The following is a 22,285-nucleotide window of genomic DNA, read 5'->3' on the forward strand; positions in this document are numbered from 1 at the left end:
GCGTCGATGCCGCGCGCGAGCCCCGAGACCACGACGACGCCCGCCTCACCAAGGCCGCGCGCGATGGCGCGCGCCATCCTGAGGCCCAGGGACGAGGCGTTTCGTGCGCCGACAAGCGCGACCGCGGGCCGCGACAGAAGCGCGGGCGCGCCGATCATCCAGAGCATGGGCGGGGCGTCCGCCAGATCGTCGAGCCGAGCGGGATAGTCGGGATCGCCGCGACAGATGAGCCGCGCCCGTGCGGCACGGCCCGCGGCCAGTTCGGCCCGGACCACGCCTTCGGGACAGGTGGTGTAATCCTCGATCCCGGCGGCCCTGGCGAGCGCGGGAAGCGCCGCCAGCGCGGGTTCGGCCGCACCATGTTCGGCCATCAGCCGGTAGAAGGTGGAGATCCCCACCCGGCGCGAGCGCAAGAGACGGAGCCAGGCGATGCGGGACTCTTCCGAGGTGGGTGGGAGTAGGGGGTGAGTGGAAGAAAATGCGTCCCCGGTCATGCTGCCCTGCGGCCCCGTCTGCTTGCAGAACAAGGTTTACGGTAGACGAGGTTAAGGCCCGGTAAATCGGTGCAAAAAACTGTCCGACGACGCGAAACGCCCGTGAAAAGGCCCGAAGGCGCGCCCGGTCACCCGGTCTGCGCGCCCCCCACCGTCAACCCGCCGATCAGAACGGTCGGCTGGCCGACGCCGACCGGCACCCATTGCCCCTGCTTGCCGCAATTGCCCATGCCGGGATCAAGCGCCATGTCCGAGGCCAGACCGCGAATCTGCTGAAGCGCGGTCGCCCCGTCGCCAATCAGGGTCGCGCCCTTGACCGGCGCACCGATGCGGCCGTTCTTCACGCGATAGGCCTCGGTGCAGGAGAAGACGAACTTGCCGTTGGTGATGTCGACCTGCCCGCCTCCGAAGCCCACGGCGTAAAGCCCGTCCTTCAACTCGCCCACAAGCTCCACGCGGGTGGCGGTGCCGCCCAGCATGTAGGTGTTGGTCATGCGCGGCATCGGCGCGTGCTGGAAGCTCTCTCGGCGGCCGTTGCCGGTGGGCGTCACGCCCATCAGCCGGGCGTTCTGGCGGTCCTGCATGTAGCCCACGAGAATGCCGTCCTCGATCAGCACGTTCTTGCCCGAGGGCGTGCCCTCGTCATCGACGGTGATCGAGCCGCGGCGATCCGGGATGGTGCCGTCGTCGAGAACCGTGACCCCGGGCGACGCCACCCGCTGGCCCATCAAGCCCGCGAAGGCCGAAGTTCCCTTGCGGTTGAAGTCGCCCTCGAGCCCGTGGCCCACCGCTTCGTGGAGAAGGATGCCGGGCCAGCCGGGCCCGAGGACGATGTCCATGACGCCCGCCGGGGCAGCCTCGGCCCGCAGGTTCACGAGCGCGATCCGGAGCGCCTCGCGCGCCTTGTCCTCCCAGGCGTCGCGCTCGAGGAGCCCGTCGAGCGCGTAGCGCCCCCCGCCCCCGGCAGAGCCGCTTTCGCGGCGGCCGTCCTCTTCGACGATAACGCTGACATTGACGCGGGTCATCGGCCGGATGTCGGTGACAAGCTCGCCATCGGCGCGCAGGATCGCGACCTCCTGCAGGCTCGCCGCGATCGAGGCGGTGACCTGAACCACCCGCGAATCGAGCTCGCGCAGGAACGAATCGATCTCGCGCAGGGTCTCGACCTTGACCCCGAACGGGGTGCCCGCGATCGGATCGGCATCAGTGTAGAGCGTGCGGTTGGTCCGCCCCGGCGCGGGCGCCATCGTGCCGCCGCCATCGCCGACGGCGAGGCGCGCGGTCTCGACCGCGCGCTTGAGCGCGGCTTCCGAGATCTCGGTGGCATGCGCGTAGCCCGTGACCTCGCCGCGCACGGCGCGCAGGCCGAATCCCTCGGCAGCGTCATAACTGGCGGTTTTCACGCGGCCATCGTCGAAGAGCAGCCCTTCGGAGCGTTTTCGCTCGAAGAAGAGCTCGCCATCCTCGGCTCCGGCGAGCGCGGTGCGCAGAAGGCCGGTGGCCTGATCGCGGTCGAGATGGGTCTCGAATGGGCGGAAGGGCGCGTCTGTCATGGGGTCTCCTTGGCCTTTGGCCTTTTGTCGGTCTTCCGCAAAGCGTCTCTTTGCCGCAAGTATCCAGCTTTATCTGGCTGCGAGAATATGGTTTTAAGCAGCCGCAACAACACCGGCGGGGTCTGAAAGCTTGCGTTCCCCCGCCCCCGCACGCGACAACAGTGACACGTTCAAGAACCGATCAGGGTGAGACATGCGACTTAAAACGATGCTGATGGCGCTCTCCGCCGCCTTCTTTGCCGCTCCGGCCTTCGCGCAGGACGCGCTTGAGGTGATCGGCCAGCCCAAAGACGGTGCCTTCGGCTTCCAACCGGCAGCCACCAGCCTCGCCGAGGATATTCACTGGCTCGACGGCATGGTGACGATCATCATCACGGTGATCACGCTCTTCGTCATGGCCCTGCTGGCGATCTGCATCTTCCGCTACAACCAGAAATCCAACCCGACCCCGGCGAAGTTTACCCACAACACCCCGGTCGAGATCGCGTGGACCATCGTCCCGGTCATCATCCTGGTGTTCATCGGTGCCTTCTCGCTGCCGGTCCTGTTCAACCAGCAGGAAATCCCCGAGGGCGACATCCACATCAAGGCGACGGGTTACCAGTGGTACTGGGGCTACGAATACAGCGACGACGAGTTCGCCTATGACAGCTACATGATCGGCTCGCCCGCGACCGGCGGCGACAACTCCTACAACGAGGATGTCGAAGCGCAGCTGATCGAGGCCGGCTACGAGCCCGAGCACTTCCTTCTGGCCACCGACACCCCCGTCGTGGTGCCCGTCGGCAAGACCGTGGTCCTGACCGTGACCGGCGGCGACGTGATCCACTCCTGGACCATCCCGGCCTTCGGTGTGAAGCAGGACGGCGTTCCCGGACGCCTCGCGCATCTGTGGTTCACGCCCGAGCGCGAAGGCATCTATTTCGGCCAGTGCTCCGAGCTCTGCGGCATCGCGCATGCCTACATGCCGATCACCGTGAAGGTCGTCTCGGAAGAGGAATACGCGACCTGGATCGCACAGATGAAGGAAGAGTGGGGCTGATCCCGCGCCTTCTCTGACCTATCTCGTCAGGGGCGCGACCGTCGCGCCCCTGACCGTTCCGACAAGTTTTGAAAGCGGCATCTGCGAGCGACGATGAGCGACACGAGCGTCAATACCGGGCCCTATGAGAGCGAAGCGCAATTCGGCGACTTCTTCGCGCTTCTGAAGCCGCGCGTGATGACGCTGGTGGTGTTCACCGCCTTCGTCGGCCTCCTGGCCGCTCCGGTCTCGCTGCACCCCTTCGTGGGCTTCTGCGCGATCCTCTTCATCGCCGTGGGCGGCGGTGCTTCGGGCGCGCTCAACATGTGGTGGGACCGCGACATCGACGCGGTGATGCGCCGCACCCAGAAGCGCCCGATCCCCTCGGGCCGAGTGACCTCGGACGAGGCGCTGGCCATCGGGCTCTTTCTGTCGGTGCTGTCGGTGGTCTTCCTCGGGCTGGCCACGAACTGGGTGGCCGCGGGGCTTCTGGCCTTCACGATCTTCTTCTACGTCGTGGTCTACACGATGTGGCTCAAGCGCTGGACACCGCAGAACATCGTTATCGGCGGCGCGGCGGGCGCTTTCCCTCCGATGATCGGCTGGGCTGCGGCCACGGGCGGCATCTCGGTCGAATCCGTGCTGATGTTCTGCCTGACCTTCATGTGGACGCCGCCGCATTTTTGGGCGCTCGCGCTCTTCATGCGCAAGGATTACGACAACGCGGGCGTGCCGATGCTCACGGTCACCCATGGCCGCCCGGCGACCCGTCGTCACATCCTGATCTACACCGTTCTTCTGGCGGTTCTCGCCATCGCCACCGGCTTCACCACTCTGGGCGGTCCGGTCTACATGGCCACCGCGCTCGTGCTGAACGCGCTCTTCCTCAAGGGGGCCGTCGACATCTGGCGCCGTGACGAGGACATGGCCGAGGCGGACAACTACGCCGTCGAGAAGAGCTTCTTCAAACTCTCGCTGCTCTACCTCTTCGCCCATTTCGGCGCGATCCTGGTCGATGCCGCCCTCGTCCGGCTGGGGGTCTGGGCATGAGCCTGTCCAAGCAGCACGAGATCCACACGCGCCGCTTCGGGCGCAATCTGGGCGTCGGCCTGGTTCTCGCCGGGTTCATCGCCGTCATCTTCGGCCTGACCGTGGTCAAGGTGTCGCGCGGCGATTACGAGCCGGCCCGCGCCACCACTGTCGGAACGGAGACGAACTGATGGCACTCTCGGCAAATTCCCGCGTCGTGACCCGGCTCGTTGGCGTCGTGCTCTTCATGGGCGCGATGGCCTGGGCGTCGGTGCCGCTCTATTCCTGGTTCTGCGCGGTCACGGGCTATGGCGGCGCGACCAGCACCGCCAAGGCGTCCTCGGACACGGTGCTCGAGCGCGAGATCACGGTGCGCTTCGACGCCAATACCGAGCGCGGCATGCCGTGGGAGTTCAAGCCGGTGGAGAAATCCATGCGGCTCAAGATCGGCGAGCAGGGTCTGGCCTTCTACGAGGCCTACAACCCGACCGACCGCCCCGTCGCCGGTCAGGCAAGCTACAACGTCGCCCCGTTCATCGCGGGCAGCTATTTCGACAAGATCGAGTGCTTCTGCTTCACCGAACAGGTGCTGCAGCCCGGCGAGCGGGTGCAGATGCCGGTGAGCTTCTTCGTCGATCCGGCGCTCGTCGAGGATGGCGACGCGAAATACGTGAAAGAGATCACGCTTTCCTATACCTTCTACGAGATCGATCTGCCTGAAGACGCGCAGGCCGCTCTCGATACCGGTGCCGAGACACCGGACACGACAGTCAACTAACGGCTTCCAACGCGGGACAGAGGACCACATGGCGCACGCGAAGAACCACGATTACCACATCCTGAACCCCTCCATCTGGCCCTTCGTGGGCGCGGTTTCGGGCTTCATCATGCTGTTCGGAGCCGTGCTGTGGTTCCATGACCACGGCCCCTGGGCCTTCATCATCGGCCTCATCGGCGTGCTCTACGTCATGTATGCCTGGTGGGGCGAGGTTGTCACCGAGAGCATCGTCGGCGATCACACCCCGGTGGTGCGGATCGGCCTGAAATACGGCTTCATCCTCTTCATCATGTCCGAGGTGATGTTCTTCTTCGCCTGGTTCTGGTCGTTCTTCAAACACGCCATGTACCCGATGGGCCCGCAGAGCCCCGCGGTCGACGGCGTCTGGCCGCCGGCCGGGATCGAGACCTTCGACCCCTGGCACCTGCCGCTGATCAACACGCTGATCCTGCTCTGCTCCGGTGCGGCCGCGACCTGGGCTCACCACGCCCTGGTGCACGAGAACAACCGCAAGGACATGAAATGGGGCCTGATCATCGCGATCGCGCTCGGCGTGCTCTTCACGGTCTTCCAGATCTATGAATACAGCCACGCCGCCTTCGGCTTCTCCGGCAACATCTACGGCGCCAACTTCTTCATGGCGACGGGCTTCCACGGCGCGCATGTGGTCATCGGCACGATCTTCCTGTTCATCTGCCTCCTGCGGCTGATGCGCGGGCATTTCACCCAGGAGAAGCATGTCGGCTTCGAGGCCGCCGCCTGGTACTGGCACTTCGTGGACGTGGTCTGGCTCTTCCTCTTTGCCGCCGTCTACATCTGGGGCGGCTGAGCCACCCCTCGTCCCGAGATGACCTAACGCGCCCGCCCCTCCCGGCGGGCGCGTTTTCGTTTGGGGACCGGTACTCGCCTCAGCTCGCGTCCACGCGCTTCGCGGTGTCGCGGATCAGACCCGCGAGCTTTTCGAGCCGCGCGCTCAAGGGCCGCCCACGCCGCCAGACGAGCCAGAGCTCGCGGTAGCAACGCTCGGCCAGCGCCGGACAGGCGAGCCTTCCGGCATCGGACGCCGCTTCGACGCCGCTGCGTGGCAGGACGGTGTAGCCGATACCGCGCGCCACAGGTGCCGTGATCTGGCCGATCTGGTTGACCGATCCGCGGAGCCGCAACCGGTCGACCCCACGATAGGCCGCGCCGAAATTCGCGCCGAAGAGCGCATCGGCGTAGCCCTCGGCATCGGGATGCCCGATCAGCCCGCGCGCATCGAGCGCTGCTAGCGTGATCTCGTCGGGAACATCGCCTTGCGGCAGGACGAGACAGGTCTCTTCGCGGCCCAGAAGCTCGGTATCGAGCCGCGGCCCCTCCGGCGCGCCCTCGACGATGCCGAAATCCGAGGTGCCCTCGCCCACGCGGGTCATAACGCTCGAGCGCGGCGCCGCGACCAGATGCACAACGAGCCCCGGCCGCGAGGCCATGAGGTCGAGGATCTGCGGATAGAGCAGCGTCGCGAAGGAGCCCGAGCAGGCGATCGACGCCTCGCCGCTATCGGGATCGTCCGTGCCGATCCGGTCCCTCAGGGCGCGCTCCTCCTCGCGACGGGCGCGGCCCAGCGCCAGGACCTCTTCGCCCGCAGCGGTCAGAACGAAGCCCTTGCCGTCGCGCGCGATGAGGGCGGTGCCGAGCTGAGCCTCGAGTTTGCGCAGATGCTGCGAGACGCCCGGCTGCGTCATTCCGAGCTTCGCGGCGGTCCGGGTGAAATGACCGGTCTCGCAAAGCTCGGTGAAGGTCTCAAGCCAGAGGGCGTTCAGCATGATCATAGCGTAGCGTTATCGAAATCATCTCAAATGATAATTTCAACGACGCGCGGTGACAGCCTACCTTCTGTCTCAACACAGCAACGCCAATCCAGGAGGGCCCCCATGACCACCCCGCCCCGCAGTTTCTCCCATATCGGCCTCTCGGTGCCGGATCTCGATGCCGCCCTGAGCTTCTACTCGGAGGTGATGGGCTTCTACGTTCTCATGCAGCCCTCGGAAGTGGTCGAGGATGACAGCGCCATCGGCCAGATGTGCACCGATGTCTTCGGCCCCGGCTGGGGGAAGCTCCGCATCGCGCATCTGTCGACCGCCGAGGGAATCGGCTTCGAGCTTTTCGAGTTCGAAGGCAATTCCGAGCCCGAGGAGAACTTCGACTATCGCCGCCACGGGACCTTCCACTTCGCGGTGCAGGATCCCGATCTCGAAGGGCTACTGGAGAAGATCGTCGCCGCCGGCGGCAAGCAGCGGATGCCGGTGCGGGAATATTTCCCAGACGAAAAGCCTTACCGCATGGTCTATGTCGAGGACCCGTTCGGGATCGTCTTCGAGCTCTACAGCCACAGCTACGAGCTGACCTATTCCGCAGGCGCCTATTCGTGACCATCCTGACGCGCGCGGGCCTGTCCGAGCCCGCGCGCCTCTCGGACAAGTGCTCCGCGGCATCCACCGGCGCCGGAAAACGAGACGTTTTCCGTGCGGATTTCGCCTTCGAAATCCGCGCCGCGGCACCCGGTCCCGCGCGCGGGTCGTTGAACACGGGCGGCGCAGGCGCTAGAGGACGGAAACCTTTCGTTCCGGACCCGTCGAGCGCCCCAGTGCAACGTCTCGCCTTCCCTCTCCTGATCGGCCTTCTCGGCACGGCGATCCTGCTGTGGCTCGGGACCTGGCAACTGCAGCGCCTGGAATGGAAGCGCGGCGTCCTGAACGAGATCACCTCGACCATCGACGGCCCGGCCGAGCCGCTCCCGACGATGATCGCGCCGACCGAGCAGCGCTACCAGCCGGTCGCGCTCACGGGCGAGGTCCTGCCCGGCGAGGTTCATGTCCTCGTCTCGGTCAAGCGGCAGGGCGCGGGCTACCGCATCATCGCGCCATTCCGGACCGACGCGGGCCGCCTGATCCTCCTCGACCGCGGGTTCGTGCCGACGCAGGACAAGGACGCCGAGCGCCGCGTCGGACCGGCGGAGGTGACCGGTAACCTGCACTGGCCCGACGACCGCAACTCCGCGACACCGGCGAACGAGACCGAGCGCAATATCTGGTTCGCCCGCGACATCGGCCCGCTGGCCGAGACGCTCGGGACCGAACCGCTTCTCGTGATCGCCAAGACCGAGACGCCCCCTGCCCCGGGCATCGACCCGCTGCCGGTCTCGATCGAGGGCATTCCGAACGATCATCTGCAATACGCAATCACATGGTTCTCGCTGGCCGCCGTTTGGATCGCGATGACGGGTATTTATATCCGGCGCGGCGGCTTCGGCGCGGTGGACCCAGAGAAAGGCACCCGATGAGATACGTCTCGACCCGCGGCGCGGCCCCGGACCTGAGCTTTGAAGAGGCGATGCTGTCGGGCCTCGCCCGCGATGGCGGCCTCTACGTGCCCGCGGAGGTCCCGCAGGTCTCGGCGGGCGATTTCCGGGCGATGCGCGGGCTCTCCTACGAGGAGGTCGCGTTCCGGGTCATGCGGCCCTTCGTCGACGAAAGCTTCTCGGACGAGGTGTTCGGCGACCTGATCGGCAAGGCCTATGCAAGCTTCGGCCACGCCGCACGCGCGCCCTTGGTGCAGCTCGCCCCCGGGCATTTCCTCTGCGAGCTTTTCCACGGGCCGACGCTGGCGTTCAAGGATTTCGCCATGCAGCTCATCGGTCAGCTCTTCGAAGAGGCGCTGACCCGCCGCGGCGAGCGCGTGACAATCGTCGGCGCCACCAGCGGCGACACCGGCTCTGCGGCGATCGAGGCCTTCCGCGGTCTCGACGCGGTCGACGTGTTCATCCTCTACCCGCATGGCCGCGTCTCGGACGTGCAGCGGCGCCAGATGACGACGCCGTCCGAGGCCAATGTGCACGCCATCGCGCTCGACGGGCATTTCGACGATTGCCAGGCGCGCCTCAAGGACATGTTCAACCATTTCGAGTTCCGCGACCGGGTGCGGCTTGCGGGCGTCAACTCGATCAACTGGGCGCGGGTCTTGGCGCAGGTCGTCTATTACGTGACCTCCGCCCTCGAGCTCGGCGCGCCCGAACGCGCGGTCAGCTTCACCGTGCCCACCGGAAATTTCGGCGACATCTTCGCGGGCTACATCGCCAAGCGCATGGGCCTGCCCATCGACCGGCTGGTGGTCGCGACGAACCAGAACGACATCCTGCATCGCTGCCTGTCGAGCGGCGCCTACGAGACCGACACGGTGACGCCGTCGATCTCGCCCTCGATGGACATCCAGGTCAGCTCGAATTTCGAGCGCGCGCTCTTCGACGCCTATGGCCGAGACGGCGCCGCGGTGGCGCAGCTGATGGACGAGCTGAAATCGGGCGGGTTCCGGGTGAGCCAGGGCGCGCTCGAGACGCTGCGCGAGCAGTTCTCCTCTGGGCGCGCCTCGGAAGAGGAGACGCTTGAGACAATCGCCCGGCTGCATCGGACCACGGGCGAGCTTCTCTGCCCGCATTCGGCGGTCGGCGTGCATGTCGCCGAAGCCCAGCGCGATCCCGCCGTGCCGATGATCACGCTGGCCACCGCGCATCCGGCGAAATTCCCCGACGCGGTCGAGACAGCGACCGGCATCCGGCCCGGCCTGCCGCCGCGCATGGCCGATCTCTTCGAGCGGCCCGAGCGGATCACCCGCGCCGAAAACGATCTCGCCGCGCTCGAGACCCTGATCGAGGAGCGCATCGGCTCGTGACCCTTCGCACAACCACCTTGCCCAACGGCTTTCGCATCGTGACCGAGCACATGCCTGGCCTCCGCTCCGCCTCGCTCGGCATCTGGGTCAGCGCCGGCGGCCGCCACGAGCGGCCCGAACAGAACGGCATCGCGCATTTCCTCGAACACATGGCGTTCAAGGGGACAGCGACGCGCACGGCGCTGAAGATCGCCGAGGAGATCGAGGATGTCGGCGGCTACATCAACGCCTACACGAGCCGCGAGGTCACCGCCTTCTACGCCAGGGTGCTCGAGCCCGACACCGCGCTGGCGCTCGACGTGATCGCCGACATCCTCCTGAATCCGCTCTTTGATTCGCGCGAGATCGAGACCGAGCGGCATGTGATCCTGCAGGAGATCGGACAGGCGCTCGACACGCCCGACGATGTGATCTTCGACTGGCTCCAGGAACAGGCCTATCCCGATCAGCCCTTGGGGCGCACGATCCTCGGCCCCTCGGAGCGGGTGTCGACCTTCGGGCGCGACGACCTCGCCCGTTTCGTCGACGAGCATTACGGCCCCGAGCAGATGATCCTGTCGGCGGCGGGTGCGGTCGATCATGACCGGATCGTCGAGCAGGCCAAAGCGCTGTTCGGGCATCTCGGCTCCCGCCCGCAGGCCGAGGCGCCGACAGCGCGCTTCACCGGCGGCGAGACGCGCCACGACAAGCCCCTGGAGCAGGCGCATATCGCGCTGGCCTTCGAGAGCCCCGGCTACCGCGATCCGCAGTTCTACACCGCCCAGATCTACGCGACCGCTTTGGGCGGCGGCATGTCCTCGCGGCTCTTCCAGGAGCTCCGCGAGAAACACGGGCTCTGCTACACGATCTTCGCGCAGACCGGCGCCTATGCCGATACGGGCATGACGACGATCTATGCCGGAACCTCGGCCGAGGATCTGGGCCGCCTGACCGAGATCACCGTGGACGAGCTGAAGCGCGCGGCCTCGGACATGACCGAGGAAGAGATCGCACGGGCGCGGGCGCAGATGAAAGCCGGGCTTCTGATGGGTCTCGAGAGCCCCTCGGCGCGGGCCGAACGGCATGCGCGAATGATCCAGATCTGGGGTGCGGTGCCGAGCCTCGAGGAGACGATCGCCCGGATCGATGCGGTGACCCGCGAAGAGGTGCGCGATTTCGCCGAGCTCACTGCGACGCGCGCCCCTGCCGCGCTGGCGCTCTACGGACCGGTCTCCGGTGCGCCCGACCTGGCCGCGATCCAGGAGCGTCGGGTGGCGTGATGCTCGGTCTCCGGCGCAAGTTCCGGCTTGAGACCGAGCGGCTGACGCTGCGCGCGCCGGTCCATTCCGATTACAACGCCTGGACGTCGCTGCGCCGCGACAGCCGCGCCTTCCTGCAGCCCTGGGAGCCTGCCTGGGCCGACGATCACCTCTCGCGCCGCGCCTTCACCAACCGCGTCTACTGGGCCAATCGGTCGATTGCGCAGGGCACCGCGGTGCCTCTCTTCCTGATCCGGCGCGGAGATCAGCAGCTCGTGGGCGCGCTGTCGCTCGACAATATCCGCCGGGGTCCGGCGCAATCGGCGACGCTCGGCTACTGGACCGGCCAGCCCTTCGCACGGCAGGGCTTCATGCGCGAGGCGATTGCGGCGATGGTGCACCACGCGTTCCAACGGATGGACCTGAGCCGGATCGAGGCCGCGTGCCTGCCCGAGAACGTGGCCTCGCGGGGGCTTCTGGAGCGGTCGGGCTTCAAATACGAAGGCGTGGCGCAGAGCTACCTGCAGATCGGCGGCCGCTGGCGCACCCACGTGCTCTACGCCCAGCTCCGGGGCGACCGGCGCGGACGCACCCAGATCGGCTGATCTTGCCGCGCCGGTGGCGAAATCCGATCCGGATTTCGCGCGAATTCCGGTTCGGAATTCGGCCTCGCTCAGGCCAGAGCGGCGCGTACGCGGGTGGTGAAGTCGTTGCCGCGCTGCTCGAAATTGTCGTATTGGTCGAAACTGGCAGCCCCGGGCGCCAGGAGCACCGTCTCTCCCGGCTCCGCCTCGGCGACGGCGCGCGTTACGGCGGCCTCCATCGTGCCGCAGATCTCGGCCTCCACGCCCGGCAGGCCAAGAGCGAAGCCTTCGGCCTCGCGACCGATGACATAGGCCTTGCGCACATGGTCGAGCCCGGGCGCGAGACCGGCAAGGCCTCCCTCCTTCATCAATCCGCCGCAGATCCAGCGGATGCGGTCGAAGGCCAGAAGCGCCTTCAACGCGGCATCGACATTGGTCGCCTTGCTGTCGTTGACGTAGCGGACGCCGCCCGCCTCGGCGACGATCTGGCTGCGGTGGGGCAGCCCGGCGAAGCTCGCGAGACCGGCCTCGATCAGCTTCGGTCCGAGTCCCAGCGCCCGGCAGGCGGCATAGGCCGCGCAGGCGTTCTGGTGGTTGTGCGCGCCGGGCAGCCCCGGCACGCCCCGCAGGTCGATGGCCGCGACCTGCCGCCCCTTGCGCCACTCCGACAGAAACCCCTTCTTCGCGAAGACCGACCAGCCGGGACCGGACAGCTTCGTGCCCGAGGACACGCGGATCACCCGGTCGTCGCCCGGCGCGGCACCGATCTGGTTGGCGAGGAAGCGCCCCTCGACCTCGTCGACCCCGATTACGCAGCGGTCCGGCCCGCCCTCGGCGAAGAGCCTGCGCTTGGCCGCGAAATAGCCGCCGAGCCCGCAATGCCGGTCGAGGTGATCGGGCGAGAGATTGGTGAAGACCGCCACATCGGGGGTCAGCGCGCGGGCCAAGTCCGTCTGGTAGCTCGACAGCTCCAGCACGATCACCGCGCCCTCGCCGGGCGGGTCGAGATCGAGCACCCCGCGCCCGATATTTCCTGCAAGCTCAGCGGGTTTTCCGGCGCTCTTCAGGAGATGATGGATCAGCGCCGAGGTGGTCGACTTGCCGTTCGAGCCGGTCACCGCGATGACCTTGGGCGGGGTGTCGAGCGCATCCCAGGCACCGGAGCCGAGCGAGCGGAAGAAGAGGCCGATATCGTTGTCGACCGGGACCCCCACGGCCAGCGCGGCGGCGATGGCGGGGTGCGGCGCGGGATAGAGATGCGGGATGCCGGGGCTGACGATCAGCGTGGCCAGCGTCTCGGCCACATCCACGCGTGTCAGATCGGCTGTCTCGAACCCTTCGTCCTCGGCACGGGACCTGGGCCCCTGGTTGTCGTCCCAGAGAACAGGCGTCGCGCCACCTGCGGCAAGCGCCCGGGCGGCCGTCAGGCCGGAGCGGCCAAGACCCAGCACGCCGACGCGCGCGCCCTCGAAGCCAGAGACCGGAATCATGCATGCCCCCTCTATGCGTGCCGCACCAGCGCTAACCGATCACCGGGGCGTTGGAAAGCAGACGTCCCGACGGGGCCGCCTGCCTGGGATCACAGCTCGCGCATCCAGAACTGCAGCTCGTGATCGGTCTCGTCGGGCTGGTCGATATCCTTCCAGCGAAACTGCGCGACCACCCCCGGCAGCGGCTCGTAGCCGCGCTTGCGCCAGAAGCCGTTCAGCGGGCGGTAGTCCTCGGGCTTCAGCGGATGATCCGCCGGTCTGACGACCGAACAGAACGCCGCGTGGCTCCGCCCGAGGCTGCGGGCGTGGCGCTCGCGGAGATCGAAGAACTGGTGCCCGATCCCGTGGCCGCGATATTCGGGCAGAAGCACCGATTCGGCGCAGTAGAACAGCGTCTCAAGCTCGAGACCCGTGCGGGCGAAGGGAGCGGCGAAATCGCCGGCGTGATCCTCCATCGGCGTGCCGGTCGAGGCACCGACCAGACGCGCGCCGTCGAACGCCGCCACGAGAATCGCGTTCGGGCTGTTGCGGTAGGTCTGGAGATAGTCGCGCTCATAGGCGACATCTCCGTCGTAGAGATACGGGAATGCGCGAAACACCTCGATCCGGAGCTTGGCCACGCCGTCCAGCGCCTCTTCCAGCTCGGATCCGGTCAATACCCGGCAGTCGATCATGTCACTCTCCTTTTGCGGCCCGGTCGAGCCGCTGCAATTCCCTCAAGAGCACCGCACGGTCATATCCGCGATAGGGCAGGATGCCGTCGCGCCGCCGCTCCAGCTCCGGCAGGTCCTCGAATTCGGCAAGCTTCCCGGCATAGCGACCATCGCGGTCCAGAACGAAGACATAAGGTATCCAGCCCGCGAGGGTCTCGGCAGCGCCGGTGGCGGCGAGAACGGCGTCTCCGTCCGGCGCATATTGCCCTTCGACATGCAGGATGACAAAGGATCGGGCGGCGAACTCGGACAGCGCCGCACTGGCCTCGGCGGCGCCGGGCTCCGGCGTCTCGACCATGCCGACGCGCTCGCCCTCGACCAGGTATCCGAAGATCCCGCGTTCACCCGCCAGATGGGCGTCGAGCACATTACACCAGATGCACCACTCGGCGCCGTAGATCGCGAGCACATGCTTGTCCTCCGCCTCGGCCCGGGCAAGGGCGGTGGCGAGATGATCAAGCTGCGATCCGCATTCGTCGTAGGATTGCGCGCGTCCGGCCCGGCAGTCCGGCTCGACCCTGCCCGGCACCACCGAGAGCTCCCCGGCCCAGACCGGACCGGCGAGCGCTGCCGCGCAGAGCGTCGTGGCAAGCCGCGCCCCGCGCGTCACGAGACCTGCCGGATCCAGTCGGCGAGGTTGTAATAGGTCACGACGCGCGCGATCTTGCCGTCCCGGAACGAGAAAAACGACCCCGCGGGCAGCCGGTAGGTCTGCCCCGAGGCGGGCGGCAGCCCGTCATCGCTCTCGAGATAGGTGCCGTTCACCATGAACTCCGCCGCGCCCCGGGCGCCGTCCTCGGCGTCGAACAGGACCATCTCGGTCAGCTTCTCGTCGTAGCAGCGGGACATGTGATCGCAGAAGGCGCGGAACGCCTCCTTGCCCTCGCGGATCGCGCCCTCGTTGACGTAATGGGCAACGTCATCGGTCAGGCAATCGAGCATCGCCTCGGTGTCTTTGCGGTTGAAGGCGTCGAAATAGCGTTCGAGCACGGCTTTGGACATTCACTGGCCCCATTTTCTGATGAGATGGTCGCGGATCTGGTCCCGCGTTTGACGGTAGGCGTTGAGCTTGGCCTCGCGGCTTTCGCCGAGGCCGGTCGGGTCGAGAACCGGCCAGTATTCGACCGTGAGGTGGAAGAGCCGCGTCAGGTCGAGCGCCTGGCGCTGCGAGGCGGGCGACATGGCGACGATCAGGTCGAAGCCCGACAGCGCCTCGCCCATCTGCTCGAGCTCTTCGAAATTGCGCGCGCGGTGGCGGGAGAGTTCGACGCCGATCTCCTGGCAGGCGGCGATGGCGAAGCCGTCGATATCGAGATCGCTGAGCACGCCCACGGATTGCACGTAGGTGTCGAACCCGTAGAGCTTTTTCATGATGCCCTCGGCCATCGGAGACCGGACGGCATTGTGATCGCAGCAGAAAAGCACCGACTGGGGCAAGCGGTCCGGCACCCTCAGCCCCCGTAATGCAGGACGCAGATCAGCGTGAAGAGCCGCCTGGCGGTGTCCTCGTCGATCTCGGCCTTGCCGTCGAGCCGCTCGACCAGGATTCGCGCACCCTCGTCATGGATGCCGCGTCGCGCCATGTCGATGGTCTCGATCTGGCTCGGCGGCAGCGATTTGACCGCGTCGAAATAGCTTTTGCAGATCTGGAAGTAGTCCTTGACCACCTGCCGGAAGGGCGAGAGCGAGAGGTGGAACTCGGACGGCGCGCCGCCGGTTTCGGGCGTGACCGAAAAGACCAGTCGGCGGTCCCGGATCGAGAGGGCAACATTGTAGGGCCCCGGCGGGATCGGGCGGTCATCCCGCGCGGCCAGCGCGAAGCTGTTCTTCTCCATCAGGTCGAAGATCGCGACCTTGCGCTCCTGCTCGATCTCGGGGGTCGGAGGCGGCAGGTTGGCGTCGTCGAGCTCGATATGGACGATGCTGGACATGAGAACGGGTCCAAGAAGGAGGGTCGGGTCAGAACCTAGCCTGCAGAGCGGTGGCGAGCAATGCAACCTTTCGGCCAGAACGCAGATGTCGCCTTTCGTCGCATGCGCGCTTGAACTTGAGCAGTTTCAGATGCTTGACGGGATGCGTCGATGATCACTCGTTGAGCATCCGCAGGCGTGCGGTCACCGAAAGCCCATGCGCCTCGAGGCTCTCCGACGCGGCGAGCGCCTCGGCCGCGGGCCCGATGGCGCGCAGCGCTTCGGGCGTCATCCGCGCGAGCGTGGTGCGCTTGAGGAAATCCATCACCGAAAGGCCGGACGAGAACCGCGCCGAGCGGGCGGTAGGAAGGACGTGGTTCGGGCCGCCGACATAGTCGCCGATCGCCTCGGGCGTCCAGTGACTGAGGAAGATCGCCCCGGCATGGGTGATCTTCTCGCTGAGCGCTTCGGGATCGGCGACGCAGAGCTCCAGGTGCTCCGGGGCGACCCGGTTCGAGAGCTGCGCTGCCTCGTCCAGGTCGCGGCAGGTGATGATCGCGCCGAAATCGCGCCAAGAGGCGCCCGCGATGGCACGGCGTTCGAGCGTCTCGAGACGCGCATCCACCGCAGAGGCCACGGCGCGGCCATAGGCGGCATCGGGAGTGATCAGGATCGATTGGGCGCTCTCGTCATGCTCGGCCTGGCTCATCAGGTCGAGCGCGATCCAGTCGGGATCGGCCTCGCCATCGGCGATGACGAGGATTTCCGAAGGACCCGCGATCATGTCGATCCCGACCTTGCCGAAGACCCGCCGCTTGGCAGCGGCGACATAGGCATTGCCCGGTCCGGTGATCTTGTCGACGGGCGCGATGGTCTCGGTGCCATAGGCCAGCGCCGCGATCGCCTGCGCGCCGCCGATCCGGTAGATCTCGTCGACGCCCGAGAGGCGCGCGGCCAGGAGAACGAGCGGGTTCAGGACACCGTCCGGGGCCGGCACGCAAATGGCGAGCCGCCCGACGCCCGCGACCTTGGCCGGGATCGCGTTCATGAGGACCGAGGAGGGATAGGAGGCGAGGCCGCCCGGCACATAGAGCCCGGCCGCCGAAACCGGCCCCCAGCGCCAGCCCAGCTCGGCGCCGGTCTCGTCGGTCCAGCGGGCGTCTTCGGGCATCTGGCGCGCGTGGTAAGTGCGGATGCGGCCGGCGGCGAGTTCGAGCGCGGCCCGGTCTTCGGACGAGACGCGCGCGATCTCGGCATCGACCTCGTCGCGCGAGATCGCGAGGGTCTCGGGCGTCAGGCTCAGACGGTCGAACCGGGCGGTGTAGTCGATGAGCGCCGCATCGCCCCGGGCGCGCACCTCGGAGATGATCGCCGCGACGGTGTCGTCCACATCGGGGCTGTCTTCCCGCTTGGCCGAAAGGAGCGCGGCGAACCCGGTCTCGAAATTCGGGTCGGTCGTGTCGAGAAAGACGGGCATCGCGCGGTCCTTGTCACGGGGCAGAGGGCTGCGCCCGGCTTATAGACGACCCGCTGCCAGCCTCAAGCGCGGGCCGAATTCCGATCCGGAATTCGCGCGAAATCCGGATCGGATTTCGGCTCCGTCAGTCGGGATGCGTGGGGCGTTTGCCGGAGGGGGCAAGATAGGGGCGCGTGACGTCCTTGAGGACCAGCTCGAGCGCCTCCACTTCCGCGCGGAGATCGCCGTCCCCGGCAAAGGCCAGCTCGACATGGCCTGCGCCATCCTCTCCCGGCGCGAATGTCACCGACAGGAGCGACAGGACCATATCGCGGTCGCTCCGGTCCACGCCCTGGCTTGCCACGCCCAGCACATTCTCGACCACCAAAACCGTCTGTACGCGCTCGACCCCGCCGCGGCCGGGCTGTTCGTGCCGGAGCCGGTTCAGGAGAAGCGCCAGCCTGCGCTCCTTCGGGCGCCAGCTGATCTCGGAGACCGGCACCACCGCGTCCTGCACGAGAGCCGACAGCACCGCCAGATCGTCGGGATCCATCGCGCCCAGGTGGAGCGGTCGCTCGCCGCCATCCTCGAACCGTGCATCTTCGGTCATTCGCCGTGGATCCTTTCGATCTTCGCGCCCACGCCCGAGAGCTTGCGGACGACATGTTCGTAGCCCCGGTCGAGGTGATAGACGCGGTTGACCACCGTCTCTCCCTCGGCCGCGAGCCCCGCGAGGATCAGCGACACGCTGGCGCGCAGGTCGGTGGCCATCACCGGCGCGCCTTTCAGGCGCTCGACACCGGTGACGGTCGCTGTGCCGCCATGCACGTCGATCTGCGCGCCCATCCGCATCAGCTCGGGGGCATGCATGAACCTGTTCTCGAAAATCTTCTCTTCAAGCACCGAGGTTCCCTCGGCGATACAGAGAAGCGCCATCATCTGCGCCTGCAGGTCGGTCGGAAAGCCGGGGAACGGCTCGGTCGTGACATCGACCGCGTGGACCCGCCCCGCCTTGCGCGCGACCTTGAGACCGGCCTCGGTTTCCTCGACCGTAATGCCCGCGGCGTCGAGCTTCTCGCAGAAGGCCGCGAGCAGATCGATCCGGCCGCCGAGGCAGGTGACCTCGCCGCCGCAGATCGCGGGGGCCAACATGTAGGTGCCAAGCTCGATCCGGTCGGTGACGACCTGATGGGTCGCCCCGCCCAGGCGATCGACGCCCTGGATGGTGATCGTGTCGGTGCCCGCGCCGTCGATCTGCGCGCCCATCTTGATCAGGCACTGGGCCAGGTCGACGATCTCGGGCTCGCGCGCCGCGTTTTTCAGGACCGTCGTGCCCTTCGCAAGGGTCGCGGCCATGAGCGCGTTCTCGGTCGCGCCGACCGAGACGAGCGGGAACTCGACCACACCGCCCTTGAGACCGCCCGGGGCCTTGGCATGCACATAGCCGTCGCGGAGATCGAGTTCGGCGCCCATCGCCTCAAGCGCCCGCAGGTGCAGGTCGACGGGCCGGGCCCCGATGGCGCATCCGCCGGGCAGCGACACCACCGCCGCGTGCTCGCGCGCCAGCATCGGCCCGAGCACCAGGATCGAGGCGCGCATCTTGCGCACGATGTCATACTCGGCCTTCTGGTTGGTGATCGCGTGCGAGGAGAGCGCCAGCACCTTGCCCTCCTGCAGGGCCGAGACCTCGGCGCCCAGCGATTGCAGGAGCGTGGTCATCGTGCGGATGTCCGACAGCCGCGGCGCGTTGGTGAGCGTCAGCGGCTCTTCGCTCAGAAGCGTGGCCGGCATCAGCGTGAGGCAGGCATTCTTTGCACCCGCGATCGGGATCTCTCCCGAGAGCGGGCCATTGCCTGTGACGACGATCGAATCCATGCCTCAGTCCTTTGTTGTGTCCGGGTCCGCGCCGGTCTTGGCGCTGTCCTCGGCCCGCGCGCGGGCCTGCGCCTTGCGCCGTGCCAGGTTGGCCTTGAGCGCAGCCTTCAGCCGCGCTTCGCGGCTCTCGCTCTGGCTGGGTTTGGCGCCGGGTTTCTGCTCCATGCCGCCCCCTTTATCGCAGGGGCGAAAAAGGGTCCAGATTGCGCTTGCGCCCTTGTGGAATTGCCATTAGAGACCCGCGCACACCATAGGTGTCGGCGCTGCTGTAGCTCAGTGGTAGAGCACTCCCTTGGTAAGGGAGAGGTCGACAGTTCAATCCTGTCCAGCAGCACCATCATCCACCCGCGACCCTGAGAGCATGGGGCAAAGCCCCTCCCCGCCGCGGGCCAAGGCGTTCCATGTCTTTCGAATATCCCACCCGCACCGCGACCTCCGCCATTTGATGCAGGTCATGGCCCGGTTCCTCTCCGTCGCCCATGCTTGGCGGGCAATCTCGTGGAGGAGAGCCTGGATGACACGCATAGTCGCAGCCGCCGTGATAGTGGCGCTCGCCGGACCGGTCGCCGCCGACGGCGTCGTCACCTACCCGGTCGAGGGGAGCTTCGAGGATGCCGCCTTCGCGGTCGAGAACGCCATCATCGAGCGCGGCCTGGTGGTCGATTTCGTCAGCCATGTCGGCGCCATGCTCGCGCGCACCGGTGCGGATGTCGGCAGCGAAGTCGCGCTCTTCGAGGCGGCGGATGTCTACCTCTTCTGCGCCGCCGTGACCTCGCGCAACGTGATGGAGGCCGACCGGATGAACATCGCGCATTGTCCCTACGGCATCTTCGTGGCCGATACCGGCGACGAAGTGATGATCGGCTATCGCAGCTTCCCCGAGGGCCCGATGCAGGAGGCTCAGGCCCTTCTCGACGAGATCGCCCGGGACGCCTCGGGCAACTGACGCCGCGCCGCGCGTCACTGGCGCGGCTTTCCCTGCGCGGTGCCGCGCGGTAAGGCACATCCGACCCCATGTCGGAGCCCGGATGTTCGCTTACCGCCTCTTGCTGACCCTCGCCGCGCCGCTCCTCTTGTGGAAAGCGCGCGGTCAATGGCGTGAGCGGCTCGGGCTTGAGACAACGCGGGCCGCGCGGCCGCATCTGTGGCTACACGCGGCCTCGAACGGCGAACTGGCCTCGGCGCGGCCGGTGATCGCGGCACTGCAGGAGGCCCGGCCGGATCTGCCGCTCTTCGTCACCTGCAACAGCGAAACCGGTGTGGCGCTGGCGCGGGAGATGGGGTTCGAGGCGCGGCTGGCTCCCATTGATCTGTCCGGGCCGACGCGCCGGGTGCTGTCGCGCTGGCGCGTGGCGGCGCATCTGACCATGGAGAGCGAACTCTGGCCGAACCGTATCCGCCTGACCCGCGGCCCGGTGATCGCGCTCGGGGCACGGATGACGGAGAAAAGCGCGCGGCTCTGGCGGCGGCTGCCCGGCACGGCGCGGGCAAGCCTCGGGCGGATCGCGCTTCTGTCGGCGCAGGAACCCGCGTCATTGGCGCGATTTCGCGCGCTCGGACTGCCGGAACAGGCAGCGGGACCGGTCACAGATCTCAAGGCGCTTGTCAGCCTGCCGGACCTCGCCCCCGACAGGATGCTGGAAGAGGCCTTCCGCCGCGGCCGCACCTGGCTTGCCGCCTCGACCCATGACGGCGAAGAGCGGATCGTGCTCGACGCCTTCCGGCAGGCGCGGAAATCGGAGCCGGGTCTGCGCCTGATCCTCGCGCCGCGCCATCCGCGCCGGGGCGACGAGATTGCCGATCTCGTGCGGGGCGCCGGGCTGATGCTGGCGCGGCGCAGTACCGGGGATGCGCCGGGACAGGCCGCGGTCTATCTCGCGGATACGATGGGCGAGATGGTGCTCTGGTATCGCCTCGCGGGACGCGTCTTTGTCGGAGGCACGATGGCGGATGTGGGCGGCCACACGCCTTACGAGCCCGCCCGCTTTGCCTGCGCCCTGATCCACGGCCCCGATATCGGCAAGAACGCCGCACCCTTCGCGCGGCTTCACGAGGCGGACGCGGCGATCCGTGTCGAGACCGCCGAGGCGCTGGCGCAGGCGCTGCGCCGGCTCTCGGACCCGGCGCGCCAGACCGAGATGGGAGAGGCCGGGCGCGCCGCTCTCGCCGGCGCCGCCGATCTCGACGCGCTGATGGCGCGGCTCTTACCGCTCCTTCCCGAAACCTGAGCGCGACATGACGCGCCCTTGCCGGATCGCGCGAGGGCCCCCATTTTAGACAAAGACCAAAGGGATGCCGGTCGCCAGATGATCAGCTATTCGCTCAGATGCGCCGAGGGTCACAGCTTCGACAGCTGGTTCGCCTCGTCCGATGCCTATGACAGCCTTGCCGCGGCAGGGCATGTGACCTGTGCGGTCTGCGGCTCGGACAAGGTCGAGAAGGAACTCATGACCCCGCGTGTTGGCAAATCCGATACGGCGGCCACCAAAACCCCACTCAGCGCGCCGAAATCTCCGGCCGAGCAGGCCATCGCGAAACTGCGCGCCGAGGTCGAGAAGACCTCCGACTATGTCGGGACAAATTTCGCCCGAGAAGCGCGCGCCATCCACGAAGGCTCGGCCGAAGAGCGCCCGATCTGGGGCGAGGCGCGCCGCGAGGACGCCAAGAAGCTGATCGAGGACGGCATCCCCGTCGCCCCCCTTCCCTTCCGGCCGACACGCAAGAGCAATTGACCCGCGCCTGAGCGGCTCCACGTAGCTGGGCAACATACTCAATTCATAGGCCCCTTCCCATGCGTGTTCTCATCACCGGCGCCAATCGCGGCATCGGCGCGTCCCTTGCGACGCGCTACACCTCTCGCGGCGACGAAACCCTCGCCACCGCCCGCAGCTTCGACGGTCTCATCGACCTCGACGTGACCGATCCGAACTCGATCGAGAAGCTCGGGCGGCGCATGAAGGACGATGCGCTCGATCTGCTCATCTGCAATGCCGGCGTCTATCTCGACAAGGGCGAGCCGCTCGAAGGTGGGTTTCCGCCCGAGATGTGGGCGCAGAGCTTCGCGGTGAACGTCACCGGCGTGTTCCTGACCGTGCAGGCGCTCTTGCCGTCGCTGGAACGGTCCGAGGCGCCCAAGATCGCGATCATCTCGTCGCAGATGGCCTCGTCGGAGCGCGCGCCGGGCGGCAGCTACATCTACCGCGCGTCCAAATCCGCGGCGCTCAATCTCGGGAGAAACCTTGCGGCGGATCTGAAACCGCGCGGGATCGCGGTCGGCATCTACCATCCCGGCTGGGTGCGCACGGATATGGGAGGAGGCTCGGCGGATCTCTCGGTCGGCGAAGCGGCGGACGGGCTGGTCGAGCGGTTCGATGCGTTGTCGCTCGACACGACGGGCTGTTTCGAGACCTGGGACGGCCGTCCCCACCCCTACTGAG

General features: G+C 67.3%; 27 protein-coding genes and 1 tRNA gene. 15 read left to right on the forward strand and 13 right to left on the reverse strand.

All coding sequences use genetic code 11. From position 1 onward, the window contains the following. Together ACFQ4E_RS15165 and tldD are read right to left on the reverse strand one after the other, a co-directional pair. Positions 1-494, reverse strand: a 494-nt coding sequence (locus ACFQ4E_RS15165) for a DNA-processing protein DprA (RefSeq protein ID WP_386805007.1), incomplete at its 3' end; no start/stop codon positions are given. 128 nt (positions 495-622) lie between these two features. After that, positions 623-2,047 carry a metalloprotease TldD gene (gene tldD / locus ACFQ4E_RS15170; RefSeq protein WP_386805009.1) on the reverse strand — a complete coding sequence of 475 codons (1,425 nt, stop codon included), beginning with the start codon at positions 2,045-2,047 and terminating at the stop codon, positions 623-625. A gap of 193 nt (positions 2,048-2,240) precedes the next feature. Between tldD and coxB the strand changes: the two genes are divergently transcribed. The 5 genes from coxB to ACFQ4E_RS15195 all read left to right on the forward strand — a co-directional run bounded on the left by coxB (position 2,241) and on the right by ACFQ4E_RS15195 (position 5,704). After that, a complete protein-coding gene (gene coxB / locus ACFQ4E_RS15175) occupies positions 2,241-3,089 on the forward strand; it encodes a cytochrome c oxidase subunit II (protein WP_386805011.1) in 849 nt (282 codons plus the stop codon). Positions 3,090-3,182: 93 nt separating this feature from the next. Next, entirely contained in the window at positions 3,183-4,118 is a 936-nt protein-coding gene (gene cyoE / locus ACFQ4E_RS15180) for a heme o synthase (protein WP_386805013.1), read from the forward strand. After that, positions 4,115-4,288, forward strand: coding sequence for a hypothetical protein (locus ACFQ4E_RS15185; protein ID WP_386805014.1), 174 nt, complete (start codon positions 4,115-4,117; stop codon positions 4,286-4,288). Before cyoE ends, ACFQ4E_RS15185 begins: the two co-directional genes overlap by 4 nt. Next, entirely contained in the window at positions 4,288-4,875 is a 588-nt protein-coding gene (locus ACFQ4E_RS15190; protein WP_386805016.1) for a cytochrome c oxidase assembly protein, read from the forward strand. The genes ACFQ4E_RS15185 and ACFQ4E_RS15190 overlap by 1 nt, the downstream gene beginning before the upstream one ends. A 28-nt stretch (positions 4,876-4,903) precedes the next feature. Continuing rightward, a complete protein-coding gene (locus tag ACFQ4E_RS15195; RefSeq protein WP_386805018.1) occupies positions 4,904-5,704 on the forward strand; it encodes a cytochrome c oxidase subunit 3 in 801 nt (266 codons plus the stop codon). A gap of 79 nt (positions 5,705-5,783) precedes the next feature. Here ACFQ4E_RS15195 and ACFQ4E_RS15200 read toward each other — a convergent pair whose 3' ends face one another. Continuing rightward, positions 5,784-6,680, reverse strand: coding sequence for a LysR family transcriptional regulator (locus ACFQ4E_RS15200; RefSeq protein WP_386805020.1), 897 nt, complete (start codon positions 6,678-6,680; stop codon positions 5,784-5,786). A 108-nt stretch (positions 6,681-6,788) separates the two neighbouring features. Here ACFQ4E_RS15200 and ACFQ4E_RS15205 point away from each other — a divergent pair, with 108 nt between their 5' ends. The 5 genes from ACFQ4E_RS15205 (at position 6,789) to ACFQ4E_RS15225 (ending at position 11,425) form a co-directional block, all read left to right on the forward strand. Further along, on the forward strand, positions 6,789-7,286 hold the full coding sequence (locus ACFQ4E_RS15205; protein WP_386805022.1) for a lactoylglutathione lyase family protein: 498 nt from the start codon (positions 6,789-6,791) through the stop codon (positions 7,284-7,286). Between the two features lie 215 nt (positions 7,287-7,501). After that, on the forward strand, positions 7,502-8,197 hold the full coding sequence (locus ACFQ4E_RS15210) for an SURF1 family protein (RefSeq protein WP_386805023.1): 696 nt from the start codon (positions 7,502-7,504) through the stop codon (positions 8,195-8,197). After that, positions 8,194-9,582, forward strand: a complete 1,389-nt coding sequence (gene thrC, locus ACFQ4E_RS15215) for a threonine synthase (RefSeq protein WP_386805025.1) — start codon at positions 8,194-8,196, stop codon at positions 9,580-9,582. Before ACFQ4E_RS15210 ends, thrC begins: the two co-directional genes overlap by 4 nt. Further along, positions 9,579-10,841 carry a M16 family metallopeptidase gene (locus ACFQ4E_RS15220; RefSeq protein ID WP_386805027.1) on the forward strand — a complete coding sequence of 421 codons (1,263 nt, stop codon included), beginning with the start codon at positions 9,579-9,581 and terminating at the stop codon, positions 10,839-10,841. Before thrC ends, ACFQ4E_RS15220 begins: the two co-directional genes overlap by 4 nt. Then, the gene (locus tag ACFQ4E_RS15225; RefSeq protein ID WP_386805106.1) at positions 10,841-11,425 is read left to right on the forward strand and encodes a GNAT family N-acetyltransferase; all 585 of its coding nucleotides are present in this window, start codon (positions 10,841-10,843) and stop codon (positions 11,423-11,425) included. Before ACFQ4E_RS15220 ends, ACFQ4E_RS15225 begins: the two co-directional genes overlap by 1 nt. A gap of 68 nt (positions 11,426-11,493) precedes the next feature. Here ACFQ4E_RS15225 and murD read toward each other — a convergent pair whose 3' ends face one another. The 10 genes from murD to ACFQ4E_RS15275 all read right to left on the reverse strand — a co-directional run bounded on the left by murD (position 11,494) and on the right by ACFQ4E_RS15275 (position 19,013). Continuing rightward, on the reverse strand, positions 11,494-12,894 hold the full coding sequence (murD, locus tag ACFQ4E_RS15230) for a UDP-N-acetylmuramoyl-L-alanine--D-glutamate ligase (protein WP_386805029.1): 1,401 nt from the start codon (positions 12,892-12,894) through the stop codon (positions 11,494-11,496). Between the two features lie 89 nt (positions 12,895-12,983). Next, a complete protein-coding gene (locus ACFQ4E_RS15235; protein ID WP_386805031.1) occupies positions 12,984-13,568 on the reverse strand; it encodes a GNAT family N-acetyltransferase in 585 nt (194 codons plus the stop codon). 1 nt (position 13,569) lies between these two features. After that, positions 13,570-14,217 (reverse strand): hypothetical protein, encoded by a 648-nt coding sequence (locus ACFQ4E_RS15240; RefSeq protein WP_386805033.1) that lies wholly within the window; start codon positions 14,215-14,217, stop codon positions 13,570-13,572. Then, entirely contained in the window at positions 14,214-14,609 is a 396-nt protein-coding gene (locus ACFQ4E_RS15245; RefSeq protein ID WP_386805035.1) for a ketosteroid isomerase-related protein, read from the reverse strand. The genes ACFQ4E_RS15240 and ACFQ4E_RS15245 overlap by 4 nt, the downstream gene beginning before the upstream one ends. After that, positions 14,610-15,056: an arsenate-mycothiol transferase ArsC gene (locus tag ACFQ4E_RS15250; protein ID WP_386805037.1), complete on the reverse strand. Its 447-nt coding sequence runs from the start codon at positions 15,054-15,056 to the stop codon at positions 14,610-14,612. A gap of 2 nt (positions 15,057-15,058) precedes the next feature. Further along, entirely contained in the window at positions 15,059-15,538 is a 480-nt protein-coding gene (locus ACFQ4E_RS15255; protein ID WP_386805039.1) for a UPF0262 family protein, read from the reverse strand. Positions 15,539-15,692: 154 nt separating this feature from the next. Beyond that, the gene (hisD, locus tag ACFQ4E_RS15260) at positions 15,693-16,994 is read right to left on the reverse strand and encodes a histidinol dehydrogenase (RefSeq protein WP_386805041.1); all 1,302 of its coding nucleotides are present in this window, start codon (positions 16,992-16,994) and stop codon (positions 15,693-15,695) included. A 124-nt stretch (positions 16,995-17,118) separates the two neighbouring features. Beyond that, positions 17,119-17,583: a DUF2948 family protein gene (locus tag ACFQ4E_RS15265; protein ID WP_386805042.1), complete on the reverse strand. Its 465-nt coding sequence runs from the start codon at positions 17,581-17,583 to the stop codon at positions 17,119-17,121. After that, entirely contained in the window at positions 17,580-18,848 is a 1,269-nt protein-coding gene (gene murA / locus ACFQ4E_RS15270; protein WP_386805044.1) for a UDP-N-acetylglucosamine 1-carboxyvinyltransferase, read from the reverse strand. The genes ACFQ4E_RS15265 and murA overlap by 4 nt, the downstream gene beginning before the upstream one ends. 3 nt (positions 18,849-18,851) lie before the next feature. Beyond that, positions 18,852-19,013, reverse strand: a complete 162-nt coding sequence (locus ACFQ4E_RS15275) for a hypothetical protein (RefSeq protein ID WP_386805046.1) — start codon at positions 19,011-19,013, stop codon at positions 18,852-18,854. Between the two features lie 97 nt (positions 19,014-19,110). Here ACFQ4E_RS15275 and ACFQ4E_RS15280 point away from each other — a divergent pair. From ACFQ4E_RS15280 to ACFQ4E_RS15300, 5 genes are all read left to right on the forward strand, one after another. Further along, positions 19,111-19,185: transfer RNA gene (locus ACFQ4E_RS15280), tRNA-Thr, on the forward strand. Positions 19,186-19,362: 177 nt separating this feature from the next. Beyond that, positions 19,363-19,794 carry a DUF302 domain-containing protein gene (locus tag ACFQ4E_RS15285; RefSeq protein WP_386805048.1) on the forward strand — a complete coding sequence of 144 codons (432 nt, stop codon included), beginning with the start codon at positions 19,363-19,365 and terminating at the stop codon, positions 19,792-19,794. A gap of 82 nt (positions 19,795-19,876) precedes the next feature. Then, positions 19,877-21,076: a 3-deoxy-D-manno-octulosonic acid transferase gene (locus ACFQ4E_RS15290; RefSeq protein ID WP_386805049.1), complete on the forward strand. Its 1,200-nt coding sequence runs from the start codon at positions 19,877-19,879 to the stop codon at positions 21,074-21,076. 78 nt (positions 21,077-21,154) lie between these two features. Further along, a complete protein-coding gene (locus tag ACFQ4E_RS15295; RefSeq protein ID WP_386805051.1) occupies positions 21,155-21,580 on the forward strand; it encodes a DUF1178 family protein in 426 nt (141 codons plus the stop codon). A 59-nt stretch (positions 21,581-21,639) separates the two neighbouring features. Beyond that, positions 21,640-22,284: an SDR family oxidoreductase gene (locus ACFQ4E_RS15300; protein ID WP_386805052.1), complete on the forward strand. Its 645-nt coding sequence runs from the start codon at positions 21,640-21,642 to the stop codon at positions 22,282-22,284. Position 22,285 lies beyond the last annotated feature (1 nt).

It is taken from the genome of Litorisediminicola beolgyonensis (assembly GCF_042679605.1).
In the GTDB taxonomy this organism is placed as follows: Bacteria; Pseudomonadota; Alphaproteobacteria; order Rhodobacterales; family Rhodobacteraceae; genus Litorisediminicola; species Litorisediminicola beolgyonensis.